At 43.9% G+C, this 12,575-nt stretch carries 14 protein-coding genes; 8 read left to right on the forward strand and 6 right to left on the reverse strand.

Going from position 1 to position 12,575, the window contains the following annotated elements:
* Window positions 1-22: 22 nt before the first annotated feature.
* On the reverse strand, window positions 23-316 hold the full coding sequence (gene gatC / locus AQUSIP_RS00405) for an Asp-tRNA(Asn)/Glu-tRNA(Gln) amidotransferase subunit GatC (RefSeq protein ID WP_114835496.1): 294 nt from the start codon (window positions 314-316) through the stop codon (window positions 23-25).
* A 671-nt stretch (window positions 317-987) separates the two neighbouring features.
* Here gatC and AQUSIP_RS00410 point away from each other — a divergent pair.
* The 5 genes from AQUSIP_RS00410 (at window position 988) to AQUSIP_RS12290 (ending at window position 5,077) form a co-directional block, all read left to right on the forward strand.
* The gene (locus AQUSIP_RS00410) at window positions 988-1,284 is read left to right on the forward strand and encodes a co-chaperone GroES (RefSeq protein ID WP_114835498.1); all 297 of its coding nucleotides are present in this window, start codon (window positions 988-990) and stop codon (window positions 1,282-1,284) included.
* A gap of 37 nt (window positions 1,285-1,321) precedes the next feature.
* Window positions 1,322-2,953 (forward strand): chaperonin GroEL, encoded by a 1,632-nt coding sequence (gene groL / locus AQUSIP_RS00415; RefSeq protein WP_114835499.1) that lies wholly within the window; start codon window positions 1,322-1,324, stop codon window positions 2,951-2,953.
* A 200-nt stretch (window positions 2,954-3,153) separates the two neighbouring features.
* Complete coding sequence (locus AQUSIP_RS00420; protein ID WP_170131896.1) at window positions 3,154-3,609, forward strand: Hsp20/alpha crystallin family protein; 456 nt, start codon at window positions 3,154-3,156, stop codon at window positions 3,607-3,609.
* Window positions 3,610-3,912: 303 nt separating this feature from the next.
* Window positions 3,913-4,797 (forward strand): IS982 family transposase, encoded by an 885-nt coding sequence (locus tag AQUSIP_RS00425; RefSeq protein ID WP_148326070.1) that lies wholly within the window; start codon window positions 3,913-3,915, stop codon window positions 4,795-4,797.
* A 127-nt stretch (window positions 4,798-4,924) separates the two neighbouring features.
* Window positions 4,925-5,077 (forward strand): hypothetical protein, encoded by a 153-nt coding sequence (locus tag AQUSIP_RS12290; protein ID WP_170131883.1) that lies wholly within the window; start codon window positions 4,925-4,927, stop codon window positions 5,075-5,077.
* A gap of 7 nt (window positions 5,078-5,084) precedes the next feature.
* Here AQUSIP_RS12290 and parC read toward each other — a convergent pair whose 3' ends face one another.
* The 4 genes from parC to AQUSIP_RS00440 are packed head-to-tail and all read right to left on the reverse strand — an operon-like array spanning window position 5,085 to window position 9,651.
* Window positions 5,085-7,325, reverse strand: coding sequence for a DNA topoisomerase IV subunit A (parC, locus tag AQUSIP_RS00430; protein ID WP_114835346.1), 2,241 nt, complete (start codon window positions 7,323-7,325; stop codon window positions 5,085-5,087).
* 3 nt (window positions 7,326-7,328) lie between these two features.
* Complete coding sequence (gene parE, locus AQUSIP_RS00435; RefSeq protein ID WP_148326071.1) at window positions 7,329-9,236, reverse strand: DNA topoisomerase IV subunit B; 1,908 nt, start codon at window positions 9,234-9,236, stop codon at window positions 7,329-7,331.
* Window positions 9,185-9,358 carry an NUDIX hydrolase gene (locus tag AQUSIP_RS12295; RefSeq protein WP_172621960.1) on the reverse strand — a complete coding sequence of 58 codons (174 nt, stop codon included), beginning with the start codon at window positions 9,356-9,358 and terminating at the stop codon, window positions 9,185-9,187. Before AQUSIP_RS12295 ends, parE begins: the two co-directional genes overlap by 52 nt.
* Entirely contained in the window at window positions 9,358-9,651 is a 294-nt protein-coding gene (locus AQUSIP_RS00440) for an accessory factor UbiK family protein (RefSeq protein WP_232058604.1), read from the reverse strand. Before AQUSIP_RS00440 ends, AQUSIP_RS12295 begins: the two co-directional genes overlap by 1 nt.
* Before the next feature lie 120 nt (window positions 9,652-9,771).
* Between AQUSIP_RS00440 and AQUSIP_RS00445 the strand changes: the two genes are divergently transcribed.
* Both AQUSIP_RS00445 and AQUSIP_RS00450 read left to right on the forward strand, forming a co-directional pair.
* Window positions 9,772-10,194: a hypothetical protein gene (locus tag AQUSIP_RS00445; protein WP_114835350.1), complete on the forward strand. Its 423-nt coding sequence runs from the start codon at window positions 9,772-9,774 to the stop codon at window positions 10,192-10,194.
* On the forward strand, window positions 10,158-10,700 hold the full coding sequence (locus AQUSIP_RS00450; RefSeq protein WP_114835351.1) for a hypothetical protein: 543 nt from the start codon (window positions 10,158-10,160) through the stop codon (window positions 10,698-10,700). Before AQUSIP_RS00445 ends, AQUSIP_RS00450 begins: the two co-directional genes overlap by 37 nt.
* A 3-nt stretch (window positions 10,701-10,703) precedes the next feature.
* Here AQUSIP_RS00450 and AQUSIP_RS00455 read toward each other — a convergent pair whose 3' ends face one another.
* On the reverse strand, window positions 10,704-11,513 hold the full coding sequence (locus AQUSIP_RS00455) for a spermine/spermidine synthase domain-containing protein (protein ID WP_114835352.1): 810 nt from the start codon (window positions 11,511-11,513) through the stop codon (window positions 10,704-10,706).
* 135 nt (window positions 11,514-11,648) lie between these two features.
* On the opposite strand from AQUSIP_RS00455, the gene hemC reads away from it, so the two are divergent.
* Window positions 11,649-12,575, forward strand: coding sequence for a hydroxymethylbilane synthase (hemC, locus tag AQUSIP_RS00460; RefSeq protein ID WP_114835353.1), 927 nt, complete (start codon window positions 11,649-11,651; stop codon window positions 12,573-12,575).

A 12,575-nucleotide genomic window follows, 5' to 3' on the forward strand; every position in this document is an offset into this window, starting at 1 on the left:
CTTCTTTATTGATTATACGTCATTATTCATCCTCAATGACTTTTGGGACAAGATAAAGCCCGGATTCCACCTGAGGTGCGATAGCTTGAAATTTATCGCGCAAATTAGGCTCTGTCACTTTATCTTCGCGCAAACGTTGAGGAATATCTAATGGGTGGGCAAGTGGTTCAATGTTGGTGGTGTCAACTTGATTCATGTCTTCAATGAAATCTAAAATGCGTGAAAGCTGTACTGAATATTCCGCAATATCTGTATCTGCAAGATATAACCGTGACAAATGGGCGATTTTTTGAATTTCTTCAATCGAAAGAGACATCCTGGTTCCTCTTTAATTAATCATTTTTCTAACTATAAAAATAAAACGATTCAATTCCAATTATTGAGCCCATATTTTTATCCATAAAATTGGAAACATCATAAATGGAATGGTATTCTCATAAATCTTATCAATTTCATAGATTATTATCCGCTTTTCACAAGTCAATATAGTGAGCCATGTTACTTCTGTGACAGCGAGTGCATACTTATTTAATTCATTTATGATGCAATATTGTCTATTCTGCATAAACAACAATCTTTTTATCACAATACAATTGAATATGAAGAGGCGATTCAACACCTGATCTTGACCGCTTTTCCAATTCTTTTCTGGTTCTCTGTGACACTAGGCTTAACCGCACACAATGCCACAAGCAGATATCTAAAATGATTTAAAATAATGGTCGAAGAGGGTACTTAAATCACCCATTTTTTTCCCCTTTCTCACCACTCCTTTTTTATTATAGTATTTTAGAATAGAGATCACGCATGATAAGAGAAAAAATAATTATATTTATTCAATCACTAACAAAAAATATGCAAACAAAATTTGACTAGCGTCAGCGTTTTCAAGCTAACTTTGACTTGAACTCTCATTAACTATCCCTATATTCACTGTTACATAGAAGTAATCTGTCATTTATTGATAATTTACAAGGAAAATTTACTATGACTACATTTAACATTCGTCCGTTAAACGATCGACTGGTTGTCGAACCTCAAGAGCAAGAAACAAAAACCAAAGGCGGTATTGTTTTACCTGATACAGCGGATAAAGATAAACCCATGCGCGGAAAAATCATTGCCGTAGGAACCGGAAAATATGTGGATGGCAAAATACAATCTTTACAAGTTAAAACAGGTGATGAAGTCGTCTTTGCGAAATATTCTGGAACAACTATCAAGTTGAACGACAAAGAATACCTCGTCATGCGAGAGGAAGATATATTAGGTGTTATTGAATAACAGCGTTTGATTAATAAATAAAAAGAGGATAAAGACTATGGCAGCTAAAGAATTACGATTCAGTGAAGAAGCACGACAGTTAATGCTCTCTGGCGTTAACGATTTGGCGAATGCTGTGCAAATTACTATTGGACCACGCGGTCGCAATGTGGTGATCGATAAATCATTTGGTGCGCCACTTGTTACTAAAGATGGTGTGACTGTTGCCAAAGAAATTGAATTTAAAGATAAGTTCAAAAATATGGGCGCACAAATGCTTAGAGAAGTTGCATCTCGTACTTCTGATGAAGCAGGTGATGGCACAACTACTGCTACTGTTTTAGGTCGTCAAATTTTTGCCGAAGGATTAAAGTTAGTGGTTGCTGGCTATGATCCTATGGATTTAAAACGTGGTATTGATAAGGCTGTATCTCAAGCTGTCGAAGAATTGAAGAAACTCTCTGTTCCCTGTAAAGACGATAAATCCATTGCACAAGTAGGGACAATATCTGCCAATGCGGATGAAGCCATTGGTCGAATTATTGCAGATGCAATGGCCAAAGTGGGTAAAGAAGGTGTCATTACCGTTGAAGAAGGTTCTGGGTTAGAAAATGAATTGGATGTTGTTGAGGGGATGCAGTTTGATCGTGGATACGTATCGCCTTATTTCATTACGGATCAACAAACCATGTCTGCTGATTTAGAGAATCCTTACATTTTTATAACCGACAAAAAAATTACTACTATCCGGGATTTGGTGTCACTACTTGAAGCAGTTGCAAAGTCTGGTCGTCCTTTATTGATGATTGCAGAAGATATAGAAGGCGAAGCTTTAGCTACCTTAGTAGTCAATCAAATGCGCGGTATTGTAAAAGTATGCGCTGTCAAAGCACCCGGATTTGGTGATCGTCGTAAAGAAATGTTGCAAGATATTGCTGTTATCACCAGAGGACAAGTGATTGCCGAAGAAGTAGGGCGCACACTGGAATCAGTGAAATTAGATGATTTAGGTACAGCAAAACGCGTACACATCACCAAAGACAACACTACCATTATTGATGGTGGCGGTGGGAAAAAGGATATCGAAGACCGCATCCAACAATTAAAAGCACGCGTTAAAGAAACAACATCTGACTATGATCGTGAAAAACTGCAAGAGCGTATTGCTAAATTAGCAGGCGGAGTAGCCGTCATCAAGGTAGGCGCAACATCAGAAGTCGAAATGAAAGAGAAAAAAGCTCGTGTAGAAGATGCTCTTCATGCGACTCGTGCCGCCGTCGAAGAAGGTGTTGTGCCTGGTGGTGGTGTTGCATTGGTTCGCGTAATGCAATCAATAAAAAATCTTAAAGGCAACAATGACGGCCAATCAATCGGCGTACAACTCATTTGCCGTGCACTAGAAGCACCTATTAGACAGATTGTTGTTAACGCTGGTTATGAGCCATCTGTTGTTTTAAATAAGGTCACAGAGAATAAAAGTAATCATGGATTTAATGCGGCAACCGGCGAATATGGCGATATGTTAGAAATGGGCATTTTGGATCCCACCAAGGTCACTCGCACTGCCTTGCAGCAAGCAGCTTCTGTTGCTGGCATGATGATTACAACGGAGTGCATGATCACTGAATTACCCAAAAATAAATCCCCCATGGGAAGAGAAAGAATGGGCGGCATGGGTGATATGATGTGATTAATTTATTGACCGGTGAGAACCCTGTCTGATTATTGGCGGGGTTCAAATTTCAAATGATCAAATAAATACCAAAAATTACAAGTAAGTCAAAATTATGACGCTTTCTTTTAACACCAATAATGCTGTTATAATAAATCGTTTCCTTTCAATTGTTAATTAAGCCTAGGGTAGAATTTATTTTCATGGAGGAATTAAATATGAATCAAATTGTTAAACGCCCTCTCTTTTCAAATTTATCGGAACTTCATCAAGCCCTTGATCGCATGTTTGAACCATCTTCCTTCTTAGATCGTGAAAACTGGCTTTCGAATGTCGTTGGATCAAATTGGACGCCAACCATTGATATTAAAGACGAAGCAAATCAATATGTCATTCGAGCAGATGTGCCGGGTGTAGATCCCAAAAATATAGAAGTAAGTATCGATAAAGGCATGCTCACAATTAGGGGACATAGAGAAACAGAAACTAAGGAAGAGCGTGAAAATTATGTTCACGTCGAAAGATCACAAGGATCCTTTTATCGTACCATCAGTCTGTCTAATGCAGCTGATTCGTCAAAGATTAGTGCCAAGAGTAAACACGGTGTATTAGAAATTACTATTCCAAAAGCAAAGGAAAGTTTGTCACAAAAAATTCAAATAAAAGAAGAATAAAATTTCATACAAAGCCGGTAAGGATTATTTGCCGGCTTTATTGAAAGGGAAATGAGTGCAATGTCGTGCTTAATGAAAAAAATAATCATGATGACTCCTATTAAACACTGTTTATTTAGGAATATGGCATATTACTTACTAATCCGCATAAAAAGGAGAATTGACTATGCTAAAGAGAGCATTATTTATTTTAACCTCAGTTATGGATAAGCGAATTTTAACTTTTTGAAAAGATTGAAAATAAGAAAGGCGCTTGGTAAATTTTGCCATTTTTAACCGCCCAAGGTTTTGAATGGAGTCAAAATGCTACTAGCGCCGATCGTTGAAATTTTCTGTGATATTGATGAGTTTTACAAGAACCATGTAAAAGAATCTGCAAATAAAATTTTGCCCTTACCTAAAGGCAAACGTCAGAGGAAAACAGAATTAAGTGAAAGCGAGATGATGACGATCATGATTTTATTTCACTTAAGCCACTATCGCACATTCAAGGATTTTTATCTGGATTGTGTGTTAGGCCAACTTTTTCGAGAATTTCCTAAAGCGGTAAGCTATCCACGTTTTGTTGCACTCATGCCAAGGTTGCTTGCACCACTAACGGCGTATGTACTATCAAGAACAGGAAAACACACCGGATTGTATTATTTGGATTCTACAAAAATGGTTGTATGCCACAATCGTCGAATTTACAGAAATAAAGTTTTTAAAGGCATTGCTGAACGCGGACACTGTTCTGTAGGCTTTTTTTATGGATTCAAATTACATTTAGCGATCAATCACCAGGGAGAAATTATGAGTTTTTGCATTACAAAAGGAAATGTTGATGATAGAGAAGTTGTTGAAAAATTAATGCAAGGATTAACTGGTTTTGGTGCGGGCGATAAAGGATACATCAGCAAAAAATTAGCGGAGTCGCTTGCAAAACGAGGCATAAAATTGATTACGAAAGTTAGAAAAAACATGAAGAAAAAAATGCTAAGCGCGTTCGAAAAATTTTTTCTTTATCAGCGAAGCATTGTAGAAACCGTCATTGATCAACTTAAATCTATCTGCCATATTGAGCATACTCGACATCGCAGTCCGGTAAATTTTCTGGTTAATCTTGTTAGTGGTTTAGCAGGTTACTGTTTAAAAGCAAAAAAACCGTCTATCAGCAGAAGTAAATTTTGGATGTCCTCAATTGCTTAACCATAACTGAGGTTACATTAAGAAAAATGCTAACTGGCTAAAAAAATATTGTGATGCTGTGTCCCTTGCGGATGATATCCGAGGGCTACGGGAAAGGAACCTAAACACAGCCGGAACCACTGATACATTGACTAAGTGGGGAGAAGATTATAAAAAAATCATCGATGCATTGCCTACACTAATACAAAAAAAGATTGATGAGAAAGAAGCTACGCTTCAGTATTGGCAGAATGCGAAAAAAGCGTATGAGCAGACGCCAAAAGTGCATAAAGTGTATTAAGCCGTAGTTAAGTGGTCTCCACTTTCAGCGTCTTGACATGACGACAGCCGCGCGGCAAGAGATTACCGCGCCGGCTGCGTTCGCCCACATAATATTTCCAGTCCGTCGGTTTCATGGTAAAGGGCTTGCCGTCGCCAATAATCAACAGATTCTGATTTTCGTTCAATATCGCAATGTCCTTCACATATTCTTCACGCGTTCCTACCTTGCTGCTAGGAATGCTGATCAGTTTATTGCCTTTACCTTTTGCGAGTTGCGGTAAGTCTTTTAATGGAAAGATGAGCAGATGGCCAATGTTGGAAACGGCAGCAAGGTATTCAGTTTCAATGTCAGCAACTAGTCTGGGGCCGAGTGAGCGAGAACCTTTGGGAACGGAGAGGGCGGCTTTGCCTGCGCGGTTTTTGCCATAAAGTTCGCCCAGCCTTACTATGAATCCATAGCCTGCATCGGATGCCAGCACATAAAGCTGATCGGATTCGCCCAGCATGACGCCTACAAATTCCGCGCCGGGCGGGGGATTGAGTTTGCCCGTTAGCGGCTCACCCTGACCGCGAGCGGAGGGCAGCGTATGTGCGGGCAAGGAATAAGCGCGCCCAGTGGTATCCAGAAAGACAGCGGGTTGATTGCTGCGCCCAACGGCGGATGCCTGGAATTGATCGCCAGCCTTGTAGTTTAAACTGTAAGGATCAATGTCATGACCTTTTGCCGCGCGTACCCAGCCTTTATTGGAGAGAACAACGGTGATCGGCTCAGAGGGCAGAATTTCGGTTTCCTTCATCGCTTGCGCTTCTTTGCGTGCAACGATGGGTGATTGACGAGCATCGCCGAATTTTTCTGCGTTAATCTGCAATTCCTGACGAATTAATTTTTTAAGTCGTGCAGAAGAACCCAGTGTTTTTTCAATATCATCGCGTTCCTGGGTCAGCTCTTCCTGCTCTTTGCGAATCTGCATTTCAGAAAGACGCGCAAGATGTCGCAACTTGGTATCGAGGATGGCGTCAGCCTGTTCTTCGCTAAGCTTGAACCGCTTCATCAACACGGGCTTGGGTTCATCTTCCTTGCGAATAATACGAATCACTTCATCCAAATTCAGATAAACGACAATCAAGCCAGCCAGAATATGCAAGCGATGGTTGATATCATCCAGTCGAAACTGTAATCGGCGTTTGACCGTGGTGGCACGATAATCCAGCCATTCATTTAAGATTTGCAGCAAGCCTTTGACTTGGGGCCGGCCATCAATGCCGATCATGTTCAGATTGACACGATAAGTACGCTCAAGATCGGTTGTCGCGAATAAATGATCCATTAACGCTTCCACATCCACGCGATTGGAACGGGGTATAATGACAAGGCGTGTAGGATTTTCATGGTCGGATTCATCGCGTAAATCCGAGACCAGCGGCAATTTTTTGTCCTGCATTTGCTGGGCAATCTGTTCCAGTATTTTTGAGCCGGACACCTGGTAAGGCAGTGCCGTAATGACAATTTCGTCATTTTCTTCCGTATAAACCGCACGCATGCGGATAGAACCTGTGCCTGTACGGTAGATGTCTTTGATATCAGATTTGGGCGTAATAATTTCCGCTTCAGTGGGATAATCAGGGCCAGGCACGTGAGCGAATATTTCTGAGAGTGTCGCCTTTGGGTTGTCAAGCAAGTGTACCAGCGCATTGACCACTTCGCGCAAGTTATGGGGAGGAATATCCGTTGCCATTCCTACTGCGATACCTGTCGTGCCATTGAGTAAAACGTTCGGTACCTGGGCTGGCAATAACGCGGGTTCACGCAGGGTGCCGTCAAAATTGGGAACCCAGTCTACTGTTCCTTCTTCCAGTTCGGCGAGCAGTGCGTCTGCATAAGCAGACAGCCGCGATTCAGTATAGCGCATGGCGGCGAAGGATTTTGGATCATCAGGCGAGCCGAAATTTCCCTGCCCCTCGATCAGGGGGTGTCGATAGGAGAAAGGCTGCGCCATTAAAACCAGGGCTTCATAACAGGCTGCATCACCGTGTGGATGAAACTTACCGAGCACGTCGCCCACGGTGCGCGCCGATTTTTTGAATTTGGATACGGATTTCAATCCCAATTCGGACATGGCATAAATAATGCGCCGTTGTACGGGCTTCAAACCATCGCCAATATGAGGAAGCGCACGATCTAGAATGACATACATGGAATAGTCGAGATAAGCTTTTTCAACGTACTCGCGCAAGGGGATGTGTTCGATATTATTTGCCGTAGCCATGTGTTAAATAATCTCCGCTAAGTTGCCTTTGCTTTCCAGCCATGCCTTGCGGTCCTGGGCACGCTTTTTGGCGAGAAGCATATCAAGCATTTCGTCACTGTGATCTTTGGGTTTGATGGTCAACTGCATCAGGCGGCGTGTATCCGGGTCCATGGTGGTTTCGCGCAGCTGCATGGGGTTCATTTCACCCAATCCTTTAAACCGGATCACATTGACTTTGGGTTTTCTCTCTTTATATTCAGCACTGATGCGGTCAAGAATGCCCTGTTTTTCCGCTTCATCCAGCGCATAATAAATTTCTTTGCCGTGATCGACACGAAAGAGCGGCGGCATGGCAACACACACATGGCCCGCTTCCACCAGCGGCCGGAAGTGTTTGAGGAAAAGCGCGCACAAAAGCGTCGCGATATGGTTACCGTCAGAATCTGCGTCAGCAAGGATGCAGATTTTGCCGTAACGGAGCCCTTGTAAATTGGTGGAGCCGGGATCAACACCAATTGCCACGGCGATGTCATGAATTTCCTGCGATGACAGGATTTCATTGGAATCCACTTCCCACGTATTTAAAATCTTGCCGCGTAAAGGCATCACTGCCTGGAATTCGCGATTACGCGCTTGTTTCGCGGATCCGCCTGCTGAATCACCTTCAACTAAAAATAATTCCGTGCGACCGACATCCTGTGAAGTGCAATCAATCAATTTGCCGGGCAGGGCAGGGCCTGCGGTCACTTTTTTACGGGCTACGGTTTGCGCCGCTTTCAGGCGTTTTTGCGCGCTCAAAATGGCCAGATTGGCCAGCGCTTCACCCAGCGCAACATGCTGGTTCAGCCATAAGCTAAAAGCGTCCTTGACGACACCCGAGACAAAAGTGGCGCATTCGCGCGATGACAGTCGTTCTTTGGTTTGGCCTGAAAATTGTGGATCATGTAATTTGACTGAAATAATATGTGCGCACTGGTCCCACACATCTTCTGCCGAAAGTTTAATGCCGCGGGGCAATAAATTGCGAAATTCGCAGAATTCACGCAGCGCTTCCAGAAGGCCTACACGAAAGCCCGAGACATGGGTGCCGCCAAGCGGCGTTGGGATCAGGTTCACATAACTTTCGTTTACGATGTTGCCGCCTTCGGGCAGCCAGGTGACGGCCCAATCCACTGCTTCATGATCGCTCGCAAAAGAGCCAAGGAATGGTTCTTCGGGAATGCGTTCTGCTTCGCCAATGGCTTCCTGAAGATAATTACTGAGGCCGTTTTCGTAATACCATTCTTCTGTCTGCCCTGTGCTGGCATCGGTAAAAGTGACATGTAAACCAGGACAGAGCACGGCTTTGGCGCGTAGGGCGTATTTTAATTTATTGTGGGCAAAGCGGGGAGAATCAAAATATTTTTCTTCCGGCCAAAAACGTACGCTGGTGCCAGTTTCACCCTTGTTGGCTTTACCTGTTATGCTTAATTTGGAAGCTTTTTCGCCATGCGCAAATTGCATGGAATAAATATTCCCGTCACGCTTGATGGTGACTTCCAGCTTTTTAGAAAGCGCATTGACGACAGAAATACCGACACCGTGCAAGCCGCCTGAAAATCGGTATTGTTTGTTGGAAAACTTCGCGCCGCTATGCAGACGCGTGAGAATGAGTTCCACGCCCGAGACTTTTTCGCCCGGGTGTACATCAACAGGCATACCGCGGCCATCGTCGATCACTTCGAGGGAATGGTCTTTATGCAGGATCACGTCGATGCGTTTTGCATATCCTTCCAGGGCTTCATCTACGCTATTATCGATTACTTCATGGGCGAGATGATTGGGGTTGGTTGTGTCGGTATACATGCCTGGGCGGCGACGCACCGGCTCGAGGCCGCTTAAGACTTCGATTGACGTTCCAGTACTTCCCGTGTAAACGGCTGGCTCCATTCGCCATTAAAAGTCCGATGGCGTACGTGATAGCGGGCAAGGCGAAAAATGCCCTGATAAAGCACTTCACGCCGGATGATTTCATAATCATTCTGGGAAAAAGATTGTAGATTATTCTGCATTATTTATGGCGTTTATTTTTTAATAACGTTTCCAGTTGTTTGATATGCGTTTCAAGCTCTTCCAGTTTTTTGCGTGAACGCAGTAATACTTTGGTCTGCGTATCAAATTCTTCGCGCGTGACCAGGTCAAATTTGGTAAACGTTCGGGAAAGGATGCGCTGGCAATTTTTTTCAAAATCCTTTTTGAAGGTGCTTAAATGTGACGGCAGAGCATCCGTTAATTGAGCAGCAAGCTTTTTGAGCAAGTCTGTTTTGGTCATGCGTTCAATCCCCTTCCATGTTTTTGGCTTCATTATAGCTGATTTACCGTAAATAGATAGGCTGGCAGATAGGATTGGGCTTGTCTATCGCCTTCGGGTTGTTGGATAATTCGTCCCCGCGTTATTTTACTAATAGGTGACAAGGAAAAAATTATGGAATGGGTCAAACAAAGCGTGAACGCTCAATTTGCAGGGTTGGTTTTAAATCTGGTTGCGCTGCATCAAAAATATGGAAAAGAAAAGAACAAGACTGAATTTCAAGAAATCAAGCAGGCGTGTGAACAGGCATTAGAAGTCTTATTTGTAAAAGAGATGCCAAAGGAAGTAGATACGAAAATGCGTACGGTGATAAATGCAATTAATACTGCGCTAAACGGCATCAAAAAGAAAAAAGGCAATCAGGGCTGGGATATCTTTGAAGCGGATATGAAAATGGTTGAAAGAGCAAAAGAGATATTCGACATTGCATTTAATGAGAATGTAAAAGAAGAAGAACGCAAAAAAAAGAAACCAAAAAAACAACGCTGGAATTACAGTCAATGGAAAGTGAGCATAAAGAAAATGAACCAACATTAGAAGAAGACGACGGCCCGCATTTATCCGATTTGATTATTGCCTCGCATGATTTTTTGCAGCAGCAAATTAACCTGCTTGATCAGCTGCCTGAGCGCGATTATTCCTGGAACGCTTTTTTTAAAAGCACCTGGAACCGTTCATGGAAGCGGCATCCCGTGCTTTCAGGCGTGAGCGCAGCCACTTTGTATACGGCAGCGAGTTACGAATTGCTTGATCTGCTTAACCAATTTGTCAGTCCTTATGTAGATGAATTATTGCATGCTGATACAACCGGGTGGGGAATGAAGGAAATGCTCAAGGTAGGAGGCGCGGCGATAGGTTTTGCTGTCGCAGCGGGTGTGATTTATATCAGCCGCCCCAAGACTGCATCGGCACTGTCTGAGCAAGAGGCTAAATCGGATAGTGTTGTCAGAATTGATATCATTGGAACAGATGAAAATGAAAAGGCCCCCTTATTGCAAAAGGAAATGACGAACCGCCATCGCATCAGCCCGATGTGCTGTTAATGTTTATTGGAATAGGTCAGGTTCTTCGCGCATGAATTCAGGTAAGGCCATGGCTGCTTTGTGTACGTCAAAGTTGTAATAGCGTGTTGCAAACGTCCGGTTATAAATGCGCTTTTCTCGCATACGATAAATGCCTGGCCGTTTTGCGGCTAACGCCACGGTACGCCAGCCACCGGGATAGCTCGGTTGGGGAAAACTGAGAAACTGACAATGTGCAAAGCCTGCGTTTTGCAGGCTTTGCTGCCAAAGCTTTAAAGATTGGGGCTGAAGCAGCGAAGCCACACAGGGCTGCACTATCAATCCATCACATTTCAATATACGAAAGTAATGACACAGATCTTCATGCACGGCTGTTTCAGTGGATGAAGTCTGAATGATCAAATCAAATCGATCGGATTCGCATTGTGATAGCCATTGATTTGTATCGAGGTCATAAGATTGAATGCGTGTATCTTTGGTTTCAGGATAGACTTCAGCGAAATAATGTCGAAGCATTTTCTGCAAAGTGATTTGGTTATCTATACAGTCGATGGTGCTAATAGCCGAATGCTTGATGACTTCTTGGCAGGTGCCGAAACTGCTACCTATAATCGCAACGGTTTCTGGATATGCGTGCGTAAAGAGAGCGGGATGCGCGAGCATTTCATGGTAAAAAAAGCCGTCATGCTCTGACATAATAATTTTTCCATTCAAGCTTAGTATCTTTCCAAAAGGAACCGTTTGATAAACGGCTATCTTGCCTTGGGGAGTTTCCTTTTCGTCCAGTTTTTCCTGAATTTCTATGGCGAAGTTTTTTAATAACTGTTTTGGCATAAGGCATTCCGCTGGTTTTATTTGATATTAATTGCTATCTATTTCTGTCATGTTGTTCCTGCGCCGGCGAGATTTTGACTTCGCCATAATCATAAGATAATGTGCTGATGAAAATAAAAACTCAAGAGCGCTGCCATGACTAAACGACATCTTGTGATTGCAACCCGCGAGAGCCCGCTTGCCCTGCAGCAGGCTGAATCGATCAAACAGTTATTAATTGCCCATCACCCGCATTTGTCCGTTGATTTGCTTGGCATCACCACGCAAGCGGATAAGCGGCTGGACGTGACCTTAACAGAAATCGGTGGAAAGGGGTTGTTTGTAAAGGAATTGGAGGAAGCGCTTCTGGACGGACGTGCCGATATTGCGGCGCATTCCATGAAAGATGTGCCGATGGATTTGCCGCCTGGGCTGAGCTTGCCAGTGATGATTGAGCGTGAAGACCCGCGGGATGTATTTGTCTCCAACAACTACGCTTCGCTCGATCAAATGGGCAGCGGGACTGCACTGGGGACGTCCAGTTTGCGGCGCCAGACCCAGTTGCGCGCGCAGCGCCCGGATCTGGCCTTTGAGAATTTGCGCGGCAATATCCATACACGACTTAAGCGTCTTGATAAAGGGGATTTCGATGCCATCGTGCTGGCAGCGGCGGGTCTTAAGCGCATGCATCTGGATGCGCGCATCCGCAGTTATCTGTCCGTTGAGCAGTCCTTGCCTGCGGCGGGACAAGGTGCCTTGGGCATTGAATGCCGGGAAGAGGACGAGCCTATTCTGTCGCTGATTAAGCCACTCAATCATGCGGTCACTTATGCTTGCGTGAGTGCCGAGCGCGCGCTTTGCCGCCGGTTGGGCGGTGGCTGTAAGGTGCCGGTTGCGGCTTATGCGCAGATTCATCATGGTTTGCTGACTTTGCACGGTCTTGTCGCAAACCGTAACGGGACGCGTATTCTCCGTGTCAGGCATGAGGGCGATCCTCATTGTGCAGATAGCGTCGGGATACGTGCCGCGGAAGAATTAATACAGCAGGGTGCTGAGAAAATTTTAAAAGAATTTATTGATTAA

This window comes from Aquicella lusitana (assembly GCF_902459475.1).
GTDB lineage: Bacteria > Pseudomonadota > Gammaproteobacteria > DSM-16500 > DSM-16500 > Aquicella > Aquicella lusitana.